Origin of the sequence: Paenibacillus illinoisensis NBRC 15959 (assembly GCF_004000925.1) — a bacterium.
In the GTDB taxonomy this organism is placed as follows: domain Bacteria; phylum Bacillota; class Bacilli; order Paenibacillales; family Paenibacillaceae; genus Paenibacillus; species Paenibacillus illinoisensis.
In genome coordinates this window covers 277935-294865 of record NZ_BIME01000005.1, presented here as the reverse complement: position 1 = coordinate 294865, position 16931 = coordinate 277935, and the positions used below count along the sequence as shown (strand labels likewise).

Below are 16931 nucleotides of genomic sequence, written 5' to 3'. Positions count from 1 at the left end.
AAGGCAGGAGAATGCCATGATTCCAGGCGAATATCAATTGAAACCGGATGAGATTGTCTGTCATCCCGATCGCCAAACGATACGATTAATTGTCTTGAACCGCGGTGATCGCCCCGTGCAGGTCGGTTCTCATGTTCACTTCTATGAAGTAAATGCCGCTCTGGACTTCGACCGCACCGCAGCGTTCGGACATCGTTTGCACATCCCTGCGGGCACCGCCGTTCGTTTCGAACCCGGGGAAGAAAAGCCGGTTGAACTCACCACTTTTGGCGGCAAACGGCAGATTTATGGATTTAACGGATTAACGGAAGGATCGGCAGACCAGCCTCCAGACCCGCAGAAGCTCGAAGCCTTCCTGAAGGCTTTCGCCCCCACGCCATCACAGGATGGAGGAGATCCAGCATGAAACGCATGTCTCGTGAACAATACGCTTCCATGTTCGGCCCAACAACCGGGGATGCCGTAAGACTGGCAGATACGGAGCTCTGGGCAGAAATCGAGCATGATTACGCAGTATACGGGGATGAGAGCAAATTCGGAGGCGGGAAAGTCATTCGGGACGGCATGGGCCAGTCTGCTACCGCTCTTCGCAGCCACGGCACGCCGGATACCGTTATTACGAACGCAATCATTATCGATCATTGGGGAATTGTAAAAGCAGATATTGGTATCCGTGACGGAATCATCTGTGCGATTGGCAAATCCGGTAATCCGGATACGATGGACGGAGTCGATCCACTCCTTGTGATTGGCGCTTCCACCGAGATCATCGCCGGCGAAGGCATGATTGTCACTGCAGGCGGAATCGATACACACATTCATTTCATTTGTCCTCAGCAGATTCAAACTGCCCTGTCTTCCGGAGTAACTACCATGATCGGTGGAGGTACAGGACCAGCGACAGGTACCAAAGCAACCACCTGCACACCTGGAGCCTGGCATATTCATCGCATGCTGGAGTCCGCTGAAGCCTTTCCTATGAATATTGGTTATCTGGGTAAGGGCAATAGTTCAACCGCTGCTCCACTCATTGAACAGATCGAAGCTGGTGTCATCGGCTTGAAATTGCACGAGGATTGGGGGACAACCCCAAGTGCCATTGACGCGTGCCTGACTGCTGCCGGAGAGCATGATATTCAGGTGGCCATTCATACCGATACCCTGAATGAGACTGGTTTTCTGGAGAATACCCTTGCCGCCATTAACGGCCGCACGATTCACACGTATCATACGGAAGGTGCAGGCGGCGGACACGCACCAGACATTATCCGTGCTGCCGGTGAATCGTATGTGATTCCTTCTTCAACCAATCCCACGCGTCCTTATACACGTAATACAGTTGAAGAACATCTTGACATGTTGATGGTATGCCATCATTTGGATCCGGCAATTCCGGAGGATGTTGCTTTTGCCGATTCCCGGATTCGCCCAGAGACCATTGCAGCAGAAGACATTCTGCACGATCTTGGTGTGTTCAGCATTATCAGCTCCGACTCCCAGGCCATGGGCCGGGTTGGCGAAGTCATTATCCGCACCTGGCAGACTGCAGACAAAATGAAAAAACAGCGCGGCAAGCTGGAATTGAAATCTGATTCCCCTTCCGACAATGACCGCATCAAAAGATATGTCGCCAAATATACGATTAATCCTGCCATCGCTCATGGCATCAGCCATATCGTCGGTTCTGTGGAAGTGGGCAAGCTAGCGGATCTGATCGTCTGGAATCCAGCCTATTTTGGGGTCAAGCCCGAAATGGTGATCAAAGGCGGTATGATCACCTTCGCTCAGATGGGTGATCCGAACGCCTCCATCCCGACGCCTCAGCCCGTGTTCGGCAGACCGATGTTCGGGTCATACGGTGGAGCTATCGCGAAAGGGTCCATTACTTTCGTATCCCAAGCTGCTGCTGATGCAGGCATCAAGGAGACACTCGGATTAAACAAACGCGTGGAACCTGTCAAAGGCTGCCGCTCGGTGAGCAAAAAGGATATGATCCACAACGATGTGACACCTCACATTGAAGTGGACCCTGAGACGTACGAGGTTCGAGCCGATGGGGTACTGCTTACCTGCGAACCTGCGGATGAGCTGCCAATGGCGCAGCGCTACTTCATGTTTTGACATCTTGTGATAAAGGCGAGCGTTTCACTTCTTCAGGTTCGTACTGCCCTCTTCGTTATCGTGTAGTATCATGTCCAACCTGTATTCTTAAATTATTTTCAGTTTAGATTTTGGTTGGAAGGGAAACAAGACAGAAGCAAAGAAAGGACGCTTGGCATGATGCAAAGTGGTACGAAGCTGCTTCGATATGTTCAGCTGCTCGACTCGGCCCTGCCCATCGGCGGGTTCTCCCACTCTTTCGGTCTGGAAGCATATACGCATGACGGCACCATTCGAACAATCACCGAACTCGAACAATTCATTCGCAGCCAGCTTCATTCCAGCCTGATTCGGCTCGATGGACTTGCTATCAAAGGCGTTTACCAAGCAATGGAGGAACAAGACTCCGCTCTACTCGCTCTCTATGATAAGCGGGTACACGCCCAGCGAACCCCCCGGGAGATCAGGGAAAGCGGCCATAAGATGGGGAAGCGACTGCTGAAACTTGCCCGTTCTCTCTATCCTTGGATGGACTTCTCGCTTATTGATGAAGCTGTGCAGGCGCATGGTGCCTATTGCGGGATCACGACCATTCACGGATATATCAATTATCAGTTGGAAATCGGACTGGACGAAGCGGTCACCGGTCATTTGTATACCTCAGTTAATGCATACGTAAACAGTGCGCTGCGCCTCCTGCCGATCGGGCAAACCGAGGCACAGATGCTCATTCAGAAACTGCTCGATGATATCGACTCCGAATGGATTCGAATTCGGGATGACGACCCCGAAGATATGCACAGTTTCAGTATTGCCCAGGAAATCTACGCCATGCGGCACGAAAGCTTGCCTGCCCGGCTGTTCATGTCATAATAACCCTATTTATAAGCTAAGACGTACTTTTAAAATAAGCCGATAATCCAAGGAGGAATTTGTTATGTGTGGAGGAGCTAATCATACGCATCATCCGGAGTGGGAACGTAAGGCATTTGATCGCAGCAGACCAATGCGAATTGGTATTGGAGGGCCGGTAGGCTCCGGCAAAACTGCCCTTGTGGAGAAGCTGTCGAAGGCGCTGCGTACTCGCTATAGTCTGGCCGTCATCACGAACGATATTTATACCAAGGAAGATGCCGAAATCCTGCTGCGCCAAAACGCTCTTGCACCTGAACGCATTATTGGCGTGGAGACAGGCGGATGCCCGCACACAGCCATTCGTGAAGATGCCTCAATGAATTTTGAAGCCGTAGACGAATTGGTTGAGCGTTTTCCTGATCTGCAATTAATCTTCATTGAAAGCGGCGGCGATAACCTCTCTGCTGCATTCAGCCCGGAACTTGCCGATGTGTTCATCTACATCATTGACGTTGCCCAAGGGGAAAAACTGCCTCGCAAAGGCGGTCCAGGTATTACCCGCTCAGACCTGCTGCTGATCAACAAAACAGACCTTGCACCTTATGTTGGCGCAAGTTTGCAGGTGATGAAGAATGATACCGAGCGGGTACGCGAAGGTCGCCCATATGTGATGTCGAATCTCATGAGCGGTGAAGGTGTATCCGAGATCATTCACTGGCTTGAGCACCAATACATGGATGACGATGCTGCCGCTGCGCATCTCCATTCACACAGCCATGACCACGGCTCAGCCCACAGCCATTAATTCATCTCCCGTATCGGAAGGAGCCGAAACGAAGTTGGGCATTCGTGCTGAAGGAGCGGTGATACGACGCAGCGAGCTTCGAGCTACATTTGCCCTTCAAGAGGGACGTACGATCATGACGGATCGTTATTACAGCGCACCTCTCCGGTTCAGTCGCTCCTTTCGCCCAGCGGGAAACAGCAATGGGTTATGCCTCTACACCTCTGACGTCTCTCCCGGTGTTCTTAACGGCGATCATTATCATTCCGAGTGGCATTTGGGCGAAGGCACCCATGTGATGTTGAGCAGTACATCAGCGACACGACTTCATCCTACGCCTTCACTTCCCTCGTCGGTCAACCATCACTTCCAGATCAGGAAAGGCGCTGTGCTTGAATACTTCCCGGAATGCGTGATCCCATTCAAAGGCAGTTCTTCTTCGCTTACCGCCACCTTCCAGCTGGAGGAACAGGCAATTCTCGCTTATGCAGATGTCTGGTCAGCCGGACGAATTCACCGGGGTGAGGCTTTTGAGTTTAGCAAGTATCGAAATTCAACCGAAATATGGCAAGGGGACCAGCTTGCTGTGTGGGACCGATTCGGAATGGAACCCGGACGCGATGATCCGCAAAAATCAGCTGCATTGCTGGATTTCACCCATACTGCGGCCCTGTGGATGATCGCTCCTGGGCTGGGGACAGCGGAACTGGAAAGCATCAGGTCTGCATTGCCTCCGGATGGCCGAATGCTCGCTGGTGCAAGCCTGCTCGCGAGCGGAGGGATCGGCGTCCGTTTGCTCGGCATGGCTGCCTGGGAACTACAGGAACAATGCCTGCACATTTGGAACACCATTCGACCGCAGCTGTTAGGCAACGAGAATCTTACGTTCCGCAAATAAACTGCACATCATAATTTCATGAAGCCAAAGATGAAGACGACTACAGCCATCTCACATGAATACAAAAAAACCTCTGAACATTTCCGGAAATCATCCGGGTTGGTTCAGAGGTTTTGCATTAGATCGATTCATCCGTTTCGGATTTATCATCTTCCTTATAACGAAAGTCAGCAGCATTTCTGCTTTCCTTGGACTTGCGATAACGGGTAAATTCAATATATTCGCTGATAAAAGACTGCTCTTCGGTCGATAATTCACTCTCCTGGCAATCCAATTGCCGCAACACGCCAAAAAAATAATCCTCCCGTTTTCCCGTACCATCGCTTCCTTGGATGGACGTCCAATCATGAGCCAGTCCAGACTCACATCAAAAAACGCAGCGATCTCAATCAGTTTATTCGTGCTTGGAATTGACTTTCCACGTTTCCAATCACCCAGATTCCCGGTGCTGATCTTCAGTTGTTGACAGAATGCTTTCTTTGTCATCCCTCGCTCGGCAATCAGGTGTTCAATTCGCTCATATATCGACTGCATACAGGACCGCCTTCCAACCATAATATCTAAAATCCATATCTTGCACCATAACGTAATTCTCCGGCAACATTATATAGACAATTATACCACAACAGATATCAATCCTCAGCCCTTCTTCATCCATGAGCAGTTTTCACATAGATATATGAAAAAAATAAAAATAGACTCTCATGGATATCCACGAGAGTCTATTTCCCTAACGTTTACATGTAATGCGGTCGAGAGGACTCGAACCTCCACGGGTATACACCCACTACCCCCTCAAGATAGCGTGTCTGCCATTCCACCACGACCGCATATTCAAATGTATAAATGGTGAGCCATGAAGGGCTCGAACCTTCGACACCCTGATTAAAAGTCAGGTGCTCTACCAACTGAGCTAATGGCTCTTGCTGTAACTTCACCGATGTGCCATATCATCTCTTGGTTTAAGAACAATGACTTGCGAGGTTTCCTTATTAAAAAGGTGGTGAAGATATGACCCGTAGGGGATTCGAACCCCTGTTACCTCCGTGAAAGGGAGGTGTCTTAACCCCTTGACCAACGGGCCTTGTTAACAAGTTGTCTTTCTTGGCGACAAGAATGAGTATACCACACCATATAAAAATAGTGCAACACTTTTTTATTTTTTATCTAACGCTTTTTTAAAGATCATTTTCAAGATAATAAGCTCGTTTAACTGGTATATACCATCTGAGAGATTGGAATTTCATATCAATGTCATCAGAATCCTTACATCCTGTTAAAATAATATCAAAACACTTATAAAAACTTATGTTCACTTAAAATATTGCAAACTAAATTGCAAATACTTATAATTAGGTTATCAGTATCATGGTCACTCATTAGCAAGGAGGCGGCATGCTTGTTTCAGGAAGAACGAATGCAGCTCATTATCGAACATCTTCGCAAACATAACCGGATCTCGGCAGACGAGATCGTTACCCTTTTTGACGTCTCGCGGGACACGGCTCGAAGGGATCTGATTAAGCTGGAAGAACAGGACGCCATTATCCGAACACGGGGCGGCGCCATCCTCCCCTCTCCTCCCCGTGAATATATCTCATACAAGGATCGCCTGCTCCATGTTTCAGAAGAAAAAAGAGCTATAGGCAAACTCGCTGCCGCCATGGTCCGCCAAGGCGAAAACATCATTCTGGATTCTTCCACGACGGTGCAGGCTTGTGCTGAGCATCTGAATGGAAAATCATGTACAGTCATCACCAATTCCATTCATTCCGCAGATCTTCTCTCCAATCACTCGGCTGTCCATATTCGTTTACTTGGCGGCAAAGTCGACAAGGAACAACGTTATGTTTACGGCGCATCTGTGATCGAAACACTCTCCCATTATTACGTGGATAAAGCCTTTATCGGTATTGGCGGGATTACGATGGATGGATTCAGCGCTTCCGAAGAAGAAGGCAAGATTAAGCAAAAAATGATGCAGGCGGCCAAAGAGGTCTTGGTGCTCGCAGATCATTCCAAATTTGATAAACGTTACGGGTACCGTTTTGCCGACTGGTCACTGATTGATGTACTGATTACCGACCAATGGCCATCAGACGAATGGCGTAACTTTTTGAATGAACAACAGGTTGAGATTCTCATTCCTGAACCAACAGAAGATAAGGAGTTGTAAGGTGATGAAATTATTTGCTACGGATTTGGATGGAACACTTCTAAACAGAGACAGCCAGATTAGCCCGGAAAATGCAGCAGCCATTCACCGGGCCCAGCAAGAAGGGTTGAAAGTTACGATTGCAACGGGTCGCGTCTATTCGGACGTTGTCGGCATTTGCCAAGAAGGCGGGATTAACACTCCAGTCATTGGGTCCAATGGAGCCACGATTCATGATGCTGACGGGAACCGTCTGTATCATCTTCCGCTTGAACGTGAGACAGCAGCATCTGTCATGGAGTGGCTCGAAGATCATGAGTGCTATTATGAAGCTTCCACTCAGCAGGGAATATACGCCCCAATCAGCAGCCATGATACGATGCTTGCCGAGATGGACCGAATCCTGGGTACAAGTCCTGGTGAGGACGTTGAACGCCTGATTCGCGCCGTTAAGAAGCATTATGACAAGAAAGACTACCATCGTGTTCAATCCCATCAGGAGATTCCTGCAGAAGCTTACATTTACAACATTATGGCTTTCTCACTTGACCCGGATCAATTGCAGAAAGGAAGAGCCTACTTTGCCTCCAGATCGGATGTCGCAATGGTGGTATCCTCTGAACACAATTTCGAAATGCAGCATCCCGATGTGTCCAAAGGCAATGCTCTCACTAAACTGGCAGCCCATCTCAATGTCTCCATGGAAGATACGGCAGCTATCGGCGACAATTTCAATGATGTTTCCATGTTGAAAATGGCCGGACTCGGCATCGCCATGGGCAATGGTGAACCGGAGATTCAAGCCCTTGCCAAAGCTATAACATTGACCAATGTGGAACACGGTGTAGCCCATGCCATTCACTCTGTACTGGACGGCAAACCGATCTCCCGGCCCGAAATCGTTGCTGAAGGCGGTCAATAAATTCGATCCTGTCAGGAAATCGCACGAGCTCTCACTTTAACTCGACGGATCTAACATGCGGCACGTCCTGTAGCAGTACAATCAACTGTTCTCCCCGGAAGGACCCGGGCATCTGAACGGTGAATTCAAGCACAGTCTCCTGAGCCGAGCCTGTGCTTGTTTGTTGTTCCGTCCTGAATCCGATGACCGAAATCTTCTCCTGCCCCAGCAGTGCCAATATGGCTTTCAGGCTGTCTGCTTCCTGCTCCAGACGAATGGTTAACGTTTCTGTTCTCGCGGAAACCAGCCAGCGTGTCGGCCGATGCAGCAGCATCTGTGCGAGCACGATTAGCAGGGTTACACCTGCTCCCGTCCAGTAGAGTCCAGCACCCACTGCCAGTCCCATGCCTGCCGTTGCCCAGATGCCAGCGGCTGTCGTCAATCCCCGGACGGTATGGCGCTGCGTAAAGATCATTCCGGCCCCAATAAACCCTACACCGCTAACCACCTGTGCTGCAATCCGGGAAGGATCAAGCGACAGATTAGCCCAGCCTGCCTGATCCTGAAATCCATACTTTGAGACAATCATCATTAACGCTGCACCAACAGCGACCACAAAATGAGTGCGTATTCCCGCTTCTTTCATCCGGTTTTTGCGTTCATACCCGATAAGGACCCCGCAGATCCCTGCTATGAGAACTCGCATCAAATATTCCATTTCCATTCTCAAGCCACCTCTCTTATGTCAGCATTTTGCAGATAGATCACCACTTACTGGATTGATGCAATACGCTTATGTATATGCTTACATGTATCCTTCTTTACTATTTACCCATTCCCTGTTCAATAAATAATCCATACAGCAACTTCCTTCTATTTCAGTTGGCACAAAAAAAGAGACCTATAAGGCCTCCACTTTACTTTCCTGTATAACCCTCTTATAAAGATAGTCTGTTTCTATCCTTTCTGTTTATACCGATCCCTATTCAGCGCGGAAGTTCTCCCCTTTTCGCTCTCCTAATCCGTAATAATGGCGGAAATTATAGATTAAAGGGCTCCACTTTGCCGGATTAATTTTATTCAGTCCAGATATAAGCTTCTTATGTGCATGTACCTCCAGCGATTTCACTTCGACTACGGCCATAAAAGGCGTATGCTCCGGCGTGCGGATATGCTGTACAGATGCCTCAATCTGAAGCGGACACTCGGCTATTCTCTGAGGTTTAACCCGAAGCGAATCCTGAGTGGTTAACCCGGCTGCTTCAAATTTCTCCGAACAAAATTGATAACCCATCTGTCTTTTCTCCTCAGGAACTGGATATGTACCCGTATAACGCCCCAGAGATTCGACAGCTCTCCACATGGACGCATCCGGCAAATTCACGACACATTCAGGATGTCTTTTTAAGTTCTCATAGGCTTTTCCCTGGATACCCAAACCAAGAACAAGACAATCCCCCAACGCCCAGGAAGAGGACAATGGCGACAGGTTCGTTGACCCATCCTCGTTCAAGGTGCTCAAGAGAAGTACGGGTGTGCCATAGTATAAAATGCTTGGGTTAATCGTCTCATGCTGGTCCGTTACTACCTCCTCAGCAGATCGTTTACTCGCGTTTTCGAAATTCATCGGTTTGCTCCATCTCCTGTCTCACATACTTGGCCCCTCAATACAAGTTTGAACTCTGCGGTGGCCTGTCCCAATTGTAATACGCCAACAGTTCAAGTATCATCGAAGTATGAATGCATATCCAAATATATCTGTTATCGCGTCATTGATTGCCGATCCGAGTCGCGCTGTCTTTCTCGAAGCACTACTGGGTGGACAGGCCCTGCCTGCAGGCGAGCTTGCCTATATGGCTGGTGTAACACCCCAGACTGCGAGTAACCACCTTGCTAAACTTGTGGACGGCGGGCTGCTAGTTGTAGAACGGCAAGGAAGGCATCGCTACTTCCGATTGGCTGGCCAGGAGATTGCCTTTCTGATTGAAACGATGGGCAGTATCGCCCCTCCTGTTCAGGTGAGATCGCTCAAACAGTCTAATCAGCTCCAGCATCTTAGCTTTGCTCGTACCTGTTACGGACACCTTGCTGGTAAGCTTGGGATTGCACTGTGCGATGCATTGTTGCGGGAGGAATATCTACTGGAGCCGGAAGCAGATCAGGCCAAGGATTATCACATTACGGAGAAAGGAAGACAATGGTTTACATCATTCGGAATTGATCTTCAGGTTAAACCGGGATCAAGACGTGCCATTGCCCGCAAATGTCTGGACTGGAGCGAACGGCGTCACCACATATCCGGACTGCTGGGCGAACAATTGGAACGCAGACTTTCGCAGCTCGAGTGGACCCGGAAGAAGCCTGGCAGCCGCTCTGTTGAAGTTACCGATGCTGGCAAGAAGGGTTTATACGAGGTTTTGGGAATCTCGCTGTAGGCAGGTTACGTTGCAGATCTCATCCAAGAAAGATCTACACCAAAAAATCCCCTTCACAACAAACCGATCAACGGTTCATGTGAAGGGGATTCTATTCGTGTATTCAATACGGAGAGAGAGGGATACTCTCACTTCGTTCGAGACTGCGACGTATCGCTATCGAAGACTATGCTCCGACGAACCTTTAAGGTTCTAATCTCTTTGCGGAGAAGTATAATCAAAACGGAGAGAGAGGGATTCGAACCCTCGCACCGCTTACGCAGTCTAACCCCTTAGCAGAGGGTCCCCTTATAGCCACTTGGGTATCTCTCCAAGAAATGGCTCCCCGAACAGGACTCGAACCTGTGACAACTCGATTAACAGTCGAGTGCTCTACCAACTGAGCTATCAGGGAATAATCTCGAATAAACATAATTTATCATGATTAATAAGCCAAGTCAACATCTTAACTATACTTTCTTGCTAACTGTAAAAAAGGGAGAAAATACAGCTCATACAGGTATATTGCATCCCCTCTTCAAGCCGGTTATATCCACTAGGATGAACACTACTCGTTAGAGATGGTTTGAAGAGCCAACTTACCGGCGCACCGGCCGCATCTGAAACGTTTGGGATCCATTTTTCGTTTACGCAGATATTCCGTTCCACAGCTCTTGCATACCAGCTTGTACCGATAAGGCTGCGGCTTCCTGCCCTTGCCATCCGGAAGGGACTGACAGAACCTCGAACCGCCTACCTTTTGCAGAAGAGCCTTGAATTCCGGGTCCCTGTGGCGATAGCCACGTCCGCGAATATGCAGATGGTAGTGGCACAATTCGTGCTTTATAATTTTCTCGACCTCATCCCGCCCGTACGCCTCTAGCTGATGTGGATTAATCTCAATTCGGTGACTCTTCAGCATATATCGGCCGCCGGTTGTCGTCAGACGTCGATTAAACAAGGCCTCGTGGGTAAACGGAACTCCGAAATGATCCAGCGATACCTGCTCAATCCACTGCTGCAGCTCAGCATTATCCACCCGGTTTCCCCTCCTTTCTCACCCCTTGGACCGTTCCTTTTTTCGGTATAATACTTGAATTTTAACCGTTTCGTAGGCTACACTGTCAAGTAGAATGTATGAGGGGAGATTATTACACGTTATGCCTACAATGCGTTATGTCATCCTGCAGCAGGAACAGCAATTAGAGTTTGTTGAAATGCCCGCTGATTACGCCTATCAACTCAGTGCACTCAACCTGCGTCTGCACAAAGAGATTGATAAACTTACTGCAGCGGATGTACCTGTACTGCCCTGGGCCATCGCTGAATGTGACGACCTTGATCTTCTGAACGAGCAGCTCAGTATCACCGGAGGGCTGGATTACATCAATGCGCTTGAGCATAGTTTCGCCAAACTGCGCGAGACGCATTATCCCTTGATTTCCTTACTCACCGAAATTCGAGCCCTTCAAGCCCAGCTGGAACAATGGTACGAAGAAGAAATGGAAACACTCTGATTCATTTATCGTTTTCTAAAAGTGCACATCCTAACCTGTAAGCGCATTTCCGTAACCGGATTTGCGCTTTTTATTTTATCTGAATCGACAGGTCGGTTGACAAGCCAGACACTGTTTTTTACACGTTCCGCGCGGCTTAATTCGCACAGTCCAGGCTATTGCCACATATGCTAACGTACAGATGAATTATGCAAGAGGAGGAGATCCCTTTGCCTCAATGGCTTTGCAATCAACTGATGCGTGCATTTCACAAGAAAGACAGCAGACAGATCAAGCTGCTGAACGAATGCTGGTTCTTTTACCGGAATAAACCTGCTAATGGCACACCGCGCAGCGCGGATCGTGAACTCTAGAATCTAACCACACTCTTCATGTATACAGCCCATTCTCTCTTCCTACATTAACTCATTCGAAGAATATGGAACGGTCGACACCCCCATTCGAGCCGACAACAAACAGCCTTCCCGCAACTGGGAAGGCTGTTCTCGGATCTTGGGACTAGGAAGTCTGCTTCGAAGCAGGCTTTTTCATGGTCAGGCCGACCCGGCCCTTTTTGGTATCCACATTCATCACCCATACCGTTACATTATCACCGACAGAAACAACATCCATCGGATGCTTGACGTAACCATTGCTCAGCTGTGAAATATGGACAAGTCCATCACTCTTGATCCCGATATCGACGAAGGCACCAAAATCAATTACGTTGCGAACGGTACCTTGGAGTTCCATGCCTTCAACCAGATCCTCAATTTTAAGGACATCCGTACGGAAAATAGGGAGCGGCATTTCTTCCCGAGGGTCACGTCCCGGACGCTGTAAGCTGTCGAGAATGTCGCGCAGTGTAGGCACACCCACGTCCAGTTTCACAGCCAGTTGTTCAGGCTGCTGTTCGGATAGAAGCACGGACAACTCCTTGCTGCCCAACTTGTCCAGCTCCACCTGAAGTTCTTTGAACAACTGATCGACGACCTTGTAGGATTCCGGGTGAATCGGTGTACGATCCAGTGGATTCTCACCTTCACCAATGCGCATGAAACCTACGCATTGTTCATAGGTTTTAGCACCCAGACGCGGTACCTTCTGCAGTTGACGACGGTTCGTAAAGCGTCCGTTTTCCTCGCGGTACTTCACAATGTTTTTGGCAATCGTCGCATTCACGCCGGCCACATAGGACAGCAACGATGGCGAAGCCGTATTCACATCCACGCCTACATGGTTAACCGCAGATTCCACGACCGCTTTCAGACTTTCCTCCAGAATCTTTTGAGAAACGTCATGCTGGTATTGCCCTACACCAATGGCCTTTGGATCAATTTTCACCAGTTCAGCCAGTGGATCCTGTACACGACGGGCAATGGAAGCTGCACTGCGTTCGGCTACGTCCAGATCAGGGAATTCCTCCTGCGCCAGCTTGGAAGCGGAATACACACTTGCTCCTGCTTCATTAACGATGAGGTACACAAGGCTCTCATCGCCATTTTCCTGAATGATCTCGGCTACAAACTGTTCCGTTTCACGGGAAGCTGTACCATTACCGATAACGATCAGTCCGATGTCATACTGCTTGATCATCCGGTGGAATACCTCGGCTGCTTCGCGCTTTTTGTTGTGAGGTGGCGTCGGGTACGTAACAGCGACTTCCAGCAGTTTGCCCGTATCATCCACTACAGCCAGTTTGCAGCCCGTACGATAAGCAGGGTCGACACCAAGCACACGTTTGCCATGAATCGGCGGCTGAAGCAGCAGGTTACGTAGATTGGCGGAAAACACGGAGATTGCCTGGGTCTCTCCCTTTTCCGTCAGTTCTGCCCGGACTTCGCGCTCAATGGAAGGTGCAATCAGACGTTTGTAGGCATCTTCAATGACAGCGCGCAATACATCCTGCACTGCAGATGCACCCTTGATGATCTGACCTTCCATATGACGATGGGCCGGTTCAGGCGGAACCTCCAGACCTACTTTCAGAATGCTCTCGCGCTCTCCGCGGTTAATGGCGAGAATCCGGTGCGGAGGCATCTTTTTGGCCAATTCACGATAATCATAGTAGTTCTCATAGACCGATTCCTGCTCCGCATCCTTCGCTTCCGAAGTCAACATGCCATGATCCAGCGTATAGCGACGAATCCACGCACGAATGGCAGCATCATCAGCGATGTTCTCGGCAAGAATGTCTTTGGCTCCCTGAAGGGCTGCTTCTGCATCGTCCACTCCAAGCTCTGCATTGATGTAACGCGCAGCTTCTTCGAGCACATTCCCCTGTTTCGGTTGACTCCATATCCATACAGCTAAGGGTTCAAGACCTTTTTCCTTGGCTACGCTGGCACGCGTTTTGCGCTTCTGGCGATAAGGACGATACAGATCCTCGACCTCCTGCAGCTTCACAGCCTGGGTAATGGACTTTTTCAGTTCTCCCGTCAATTTACCTTGTTCTTCTATAATACGGATGACTTCCACTTTGCGATCCTCAAGGTTACGCAGATATACGAGACGTTCCTCAATCAGTCGCAGCTGGTTCTCATCCAGCTCTCCAGTCATTTCTTTACGGTAGCGGGCGATAAATGGAATCGTATTGCCTTCTTCCAGAAGCTCTGACGTCGTGCGCACCTGCTTCAAGGCCAGTGACAGTTCCTTGGCTACCTGTTTGATGATTCTTTCCTGGCGTTCCGCCTTTATTGTTTCTTCATTGGGTTCCAGAACCGTTCCCTGTTCAGACAAATAAATCCCTCTTTCCTTCCTGAATCGTTTCAGATTAAGCATGTTCAGGGCAGCTATGCTGCTGTAATCACAGTATCGAATCTGCACTCATGCAGATTGCTCTTCCCTATATTATCACAAAATTCCGTTCAGTTTTCCAGCATTCCTACCGGTTACAAGTTCTTACAGTGAGTTTTTATGGTTCATCGCTTCGCGTAACTCATAAGAAAAGACCGAAAAACGTCACCCCGACGTATTCCGGTCTTCCCCGAAAAGCACTGCATTAAACGCAGGATTACCTATACCCGTTCGAAACGGAACATCTCGCTCAAATAATCTCCTGTGGCACGACCTACGGAAATTCCGCCATACATCAATGCATCGCCCGTGTACGTCTCGGTGCCGCCCTTCAGGCGGTAATCGGCGTCAGGATCCAACCCCTTCAACTTCAGACGTTGGAGAGGAGCATTGGGCTCGGACAACACGCGGAAATAAAATACTACTGCTTCGCTTCCATCGGGTGCGATAAACATCCATGCCGTTTCGTTACCCTCAAACGGACTGAGCAGACGACGGAACGTGCCATACTGAATGGTGCCCCGAATCTCCTTGTACAGCTCCACTTGAGCCTTCACAATCGCATTCTCTTCCTCGGTGAAACGTGTCAGGTCAAGCTCGTAGCCAAAGTTGCCCGACATGGCAACATGCCCGCGAATCTCCAGCGACGTAATGCGGTTAACCTGATGATTCGGTACGGCCGAGATATGTGATCCCATGGAACTTACCGGATACACGAGACTTGTTCCGTATTGGATGCGCAGACGGGATACAGCATCCGTGTTGTCGCTTGTCCACGTTTGCGGCATGTAATACAGCATACCCGGATCGAAACGACCGCCACCACCTGAGCAGCTTTCAAACAAAATATTAGGGAAGGAAGACGTAATCCGTTCCATCACCTCATACAATCCAAGCATATAGCGATGAGCTGTCTCACGCTGTCTGTCCGCAGGCAGCTGTGCAGAGCCGATCTCCGTCATATTCCGGTTCATGTCCCATTTCACATACGAAATCGGCGCAGAGCCCAATACGTCGCTCAGCATACGTACGATTTCATCCCGAACGTCTTGGCGGGAGAAATCCAGCACCAACTGCTGTCTGCCCTCTGTCCGGCGACGGTCAGGGACATGCAGGCACCAGTCCGGATGCTTGCGATACAATTCACTATCCGGCGAGATCATCTCTGGCTCGAACCACAATCCAAACTGCATGTCGAGTGCAGTTACCCGGTTCGCCAGGTCATCCAGACCTTGAGGCAGCTTGTTCTTGTCCACAATCCAGTCACCCAGCGAGGAGTTGTCACTGTCACGATGTCCGAACCAGCCGTCATCCAATACAAACAGCTCGATGCCGAGCTGCTTCCCTGCACGCGCAATCTGTTCAATCTTGTCTGCATTAAAACCAAAATACGTCGCTTCCCAGTTGTTCACCAATACAGGACGCTCTGCATTGCGGAATTTGCCGCGAGCAAGTCGTTCGCGATAAAGTTCGTGATAAGACTGGGACATGCCGTCCAGTCCTGCATCCGAATAGACCATGACCGTCTCAGGTGTTTGGAAAGCTTCTCCGGATTCCAGCTTCCAGCTGAACTCAAACGGGTTAATACCGAGAGATACACGCGTGGTGTGGAACTGATCCACTTCTGCTTGCGCTGTGAAACTTCCGCTGTATACGAGACTGAAGCCGTACACTTCTCCCTGATCTTCATCCGTACCTGGCGTCATCAACGCGATAAACGGGTTTTGTTGATGGCTGCTTGAACCACGGCGGCTTTCCACGCCCTGCAAGCCAGAAGCCAGTGGGCGACGAACAATATCGCGTTCCCGCGTCCATGCACCTGACAGCTGCAGCAGTTCATAATCAGCATGCGGGAAATCTACAGATGTGCTTAGTGCACGAGCCACATTCACCGAGGTAGCGCTCTCATTAATGATACGCATCGAGCGCGTAATTGCATTAAAGGACGAATAGGCTGTGTAGGAGAGCTCGATGCGGACTCCTGCCACGCGATCCTCCATTTCAATTACGAGCGTATCAGCTCCATCTGCAGCTTCTACATAAGTCGCTGGCAACCCTTGAAGAGCAGGTTTGCCTCTCTCCAACCGATGACCAACATACGTGAATTCCGAGACACTTGAACCATTCTCCAGTTGAAGCTGTACGGCCGGGTTACGGAAATCACTTGTTCCATAAACAGGCAGCTCCAATGGAAGTGTATCAAATGAGATCGTCCGGTCCTCAGGTACCGGATTCGGGCTGAAGGAAGCGCGTTCCGTCCGAACATGGAGCCAGCTCAGATCTGAATTGCGTAATTTTTTGCCATAATACAGATGTACCAAATATCCCGAAGGAAGCACCTGGAATACGTAACTTGCCTTGCGAGTTTGTAAATGAAATTGTAGTTTCTCTTCATGGATATAAATGCTCATATGTCTCCTCCACCTCTATATACATCTTTGACGTAAACGGTTTCTCAGGTTCCATTATAGCGAAAAGCACGCCAATGTTCTACGCTTTCATTTTTGTTCAGACAAAAGAGCGCACCGCAGC

General features: G+C 49.4%; 15 protein-coding genes, 5 tRNA genes and 1 pseudogene. 10 read left to right on the top strand and 11 right to left on the bottom strand.

Translation table 11 applies throughout. The annotated features are described in order from the left end of the window. Nucleotides 1–16 precede the first annotated feature (16 nt). The 5 genes from PIL01S_RS15140 (at nucleotide 17) to PIL01S_RS15120 (ending at nucleotide 4637) form a co-directional block, all read left to right on the top strand. On the top strand, nucleotides 17–406 hold the full coding sequence (locus PIL01S_RS15140) for an urease subunit beta (RefSeq protein ID WP_127538204.1): 390 nt from the start codon (nucleotides 17–19) through the stop codon (nucleotides 404–406). Next, complete coding sequence (ureC, locus tag PIL01S_RS15135) at nucleotides 403–2121, top strand: urease subunit alpha (RefSeq protein WP_127538203.1); 1719 nt, start codon at nucleotides 403–405, stop codon at nucleotides 2119–2121. The genes PIL01S_RS15140 and ureC overlap by 4 nt, the downstream gene beginning before the upstream one ends. Before the next feature lie 156 nt (nucleotides 2122–2277). Further along, nucleotides 2278–2973, top strand: a complete 696-nt coding sequence (locus PIL01S_RS15130; protein ID WP_127538202.1) for an urease accessory protein UreF — start codon at nucleotides 2278–2280, stop codon at nucleotides 2971–2973. A 64-nt stretch (nucleotides 2974–3037) separates the two neighbouring features. Continuing rightward, complete coding sequence (gene ureG, locus PIL01S_RS15125; RefSeq protein ID WP_127538201.1) at nucleotides 3038–3760, top strand: urease accessory protein UreG; 723 nt, start codon at nucleotides 3038–3040, stop codon at nucleotides 3758–3760. Further along, the gene (locus PIL01S_RS15120) at nucleotides 3651–4637 is read left to right on the top strand and encodes an urease accessory protein UreD (RefSeq protein WP_164764243.1); all 987 of its coding nucleotides are present in this window, start codon (nucleotides 3651–3653) and stop codon (nucleotides 4635–4637) included. The genes ureG and PIL01S_RS15120 overlap by 110 nt, the downstream gene beginning before the upstream one ends. Nucleotides 4638–4755: 118 nt before the next feature. On the opposite strand, the pseudogene PIL01S_RS15115 reads toward PIL01S_RS15120, so the two are convergent. The 4 genes and pseudogenes from PIL01S_RS15115 to PIL01S_RS15100 all read right to left on the bottom strand — a co-directional run bounded on the left by PIL01S_RS15115 (nucleotide 4756) and on the right by PIL01S_RS15100 (nucleotide 5721). Beyond that, nucleotides 4756–5171, bottom strand: a pseudogene (locus PIL01S_RS15115) (helix-turn-helix domain-containing protein). A gap of 213 nt (nucleotides 5172–5384) precedes the next feature. After that, nucleotides 5385–5467, bottom strand: a tRNA-Leu gene (locus PIL01S_RS15110). A 17-nt stretch (nucleotides 5468–5484) separates the two neighbouring features. After that, nucleotides 5485–5560: transfer RNA gene (locus PIL01S_RS15105), tRNA-Lys, on the bottom strand. Between the two features lie 89 nt (nucleotides 5561–5649). Next, a tRNA-Glu gene (locus PIL01S_RS15100) sits at nucleotides 5650–5721 on the bottom strand. A gap of 315 nt (nucleotides 5722–6036) precedes the next feature. Here PIL01S_RS15100 and PIL01S_RS15095 point away from each other — a divergent pair. Together PIL01S_RS15095 and PIL01S_RS15090 are read left to right on the top strand one after the other, a co-directional pair. After that, nucleotides 6037–6813: a DeoR/GlpR family DNA-binding transcription regulator gene (locus PIL01S_RS15095; RefSeq protein ID WP_127538199.1), complete on the top strand. Its 777-nt coding sequence runs from the start codon at nucleotides 6037–6039 to the stop codon at nucleotides 6811–6813. Between the two features lie 4 nt (nucleotides 6814–6817). After that, entirely contained in the window at nucleotides 6818–7714 is an 897-nt protein-coding gene (locus PIL01S_RS15090) for a Cof-type HAD-IIB family hydrolase (protein WP_127538198.1), read from the top strand. Nucleotides 7715–7745: 31 nt separating this feature from the next. Here the strand turns inward: PIL01S_RS15090 and PIL01S_RS15085 are convergent, their stop codons facing one another. Further along, on the bottom strand, nucleotides 7746–8417 hold the full coding sequence (locus tag PIL01S_RS15085; RefSeq protein WP_110821368.1) for an MgtC/SapB family protein: 672 nt from the start codon (nucleotides 8415–8417) through the stop codon (nucleotides 7746–7748). Nucleotides 8418–8675: 258 nt separating this feature from the next. Then, nucleotides 8676–9320 carry a flavin reductase family protein gene (locus tag PIL01S_RS15080; RefSeq protein ID WP_127538197.1) on the bottom strand — a complete coding sequence of 215 codons (645 nt, stop codon included), beginning with the start codon at nucleotides 9318–9320 and terminating at the stop codon, nucleotides 8676–8678. Between the two features lie 109 nt (nucleotides 9321–9429). On the opposite strand from PIL01S_RS15080, the gene PIL01S_RS15075 reads away from it, so the two are divergent. Continuing rightward, complete coding sequence (locus PIL01S_RS15075) at nucleotides 9430–10128, top strand: ArsR/SmtB family transcription factor (RefSeq protein WP_127538196.1); 699 nt, start codon at nucleotides 9430–9432, stop codon at nucleotides 10126–10128. Between the two features lie 223 nt (nucleotides 10129–10351). Here the strand turns inward: PIL01S_RS15075 and PIL01S_RS15070 are convergent. From PIL01S_RS15070 to PIL01S_RS15060, 3 genes are all read right to left on the bottom strand, one after another. Then, nucleotides 10352–10440, bottom strand: a tRNA-Ser gene (locus tag PIL01S_RS15070). A 6-nt stretch (nucleotides 10441–10446) separates the two neighbouring features. Then, nucleotides 10447–10522: transfer RNA gene (locus PIL01S_RS15065), tRNA-Asn, on the bottom strand. Between the two features lie 153 nt (nucleotides 10523–10675). Beyond that, entirely contained in the window at nucleotides 10676–11146 is a 471-nt protein-coding gene (locus PIL01S_RS15060) for a SprT family protein (protein ID WP_127538195.1), read from the bottom strand. 121 nt (nucleotides 11147–11267) lie between these two features. Between PIL01S_RS15060 and PIL01S_RS15055 the strand changes: the two genes are divergently transcribed. Further along, on the top strand, nucleotides 11268–11624 hold the full coding sequence (locus PIL01S_RS15055) for a hydrolase/acyltransferase (protein ID WP_110821371.1): 357 nt from the start codon (nucleotides 11268–11270) through the stop codon (nucleotides 11622–11624). 209 nt (nucleotides 11625–11833) lie between these two features. Beyond that, on the top strand, nucleotides 11834–11977 hold the full coding sequence (gene cmpA, locus PIL01S_RS15050; RefSeq protein WP_095289070.1) for a cortex morphogenetic protein CmpA: 144 nt from the start codon (nucleotides 11834–11836) through the stop codon (nucleotides 11975–11977). A gap of 145 nt (nucleotides 11978–12122) precedes the next feature. On the opposite strand, the gene PIL01S_RS15045 is transcribed toward cmpA, so the two are convergent. Both PIL01S_RS15045 and PIL01S_RS15040 read right to left on the bottom strand, forming a co-directional pair. Then, nucleotides 12123–14342, bottom strand: coding sequence for a Tex family protein (locus PIL01S_RS15045; RefSeq protein ID WP_127538194.1), 2220 nt, complete (start codon nucleotides 14340–14342; stop codon nucleotides 12123–12125). A 278-nt stretch (nucleotides 14343–14620) separates the two neighbouring features. Next, a complete protein-coding gene (locus PIL01S_RS15040) occupies nucleotides 14621–16810 on the bottom strand; it encodes an alpha-galactosidase (protein WP_127538193.1) in 2190 nt (729 codons plus the stop codon). Between the last annotated feature and the right edge of the window lie 121 nt (nucleotides 16811–16931).

Bases quoted from the DNA above. Each gene is read 5' to 3' on its own strand.
- PIL01S_RS15140 (WP_127538204.1), top strand. From the start codon at position 17: ATGATTCCAGGCGAATATCAATTGAAACCGGATGAGATTGTCTGTCAT.
- ureC (WP_127538203.1), top strand. From the start codon at position 403: ATGAAACGCATGTCTCGTGAACAATACGCTTCCATGTTCGGCCCAACA.
- PIL01S_RS15130 (WP_127538202.1), top strand. From the start codon at position 2,278: ATGATGCAAAGTGGTACGAAGCTGCTTCGATATGTTCAGCTGCTCGAC.
- ureG (WP_127538201.1), top strand. From the start codon at position 3,038: ATGTGTGGAGGAGCTAATCATACGCATCATCCGGAGTGGGAACGTAAG.
- PIL01S_RS15090 (WP_127538198.1), top strand. From the start codon at position 6,818: ATGAAATTATTTGCTACGGATTTGGATGGAACACTTCTAAACAGAGAC.
- PIL01S_RS15085 (WP_110821368.1), bottom strand. From the start codon at position 8,417: ATGGAAATGGAATATTTGATGCGAGTTCTCATAGCAGGGATCTGCGGG.
- PIL01S_RS15080 (WP_127538197.1), bottom strand. From the start codon at position 9,320: ATGAATTTCGAAAACGCGAGTAAACGATCTGCTGAGGAGGTAGTAACG.
- PIL01S_RS15075 (WP_127538196.1), top strand. From the start codon at position 9,430: ATGAATGCATATCCAAATATATCTGTTATCGCGTCATTGATTGCCGAT.
- PIL01S_RS15055 (WP_110821371.1), top strand. From the start codon at position 11,268: ATGCCTACAATGCGTTATGTCATCCTGCAGCAGGAACAGCAATTAGAG.
- PIL01S_RS15040 (WP_127538193.1), bottom strand. From the start codon at position 16,810: ATGAGCATTTATATCCATGAAGAGAAACTACAATTTCATTTACAAACT.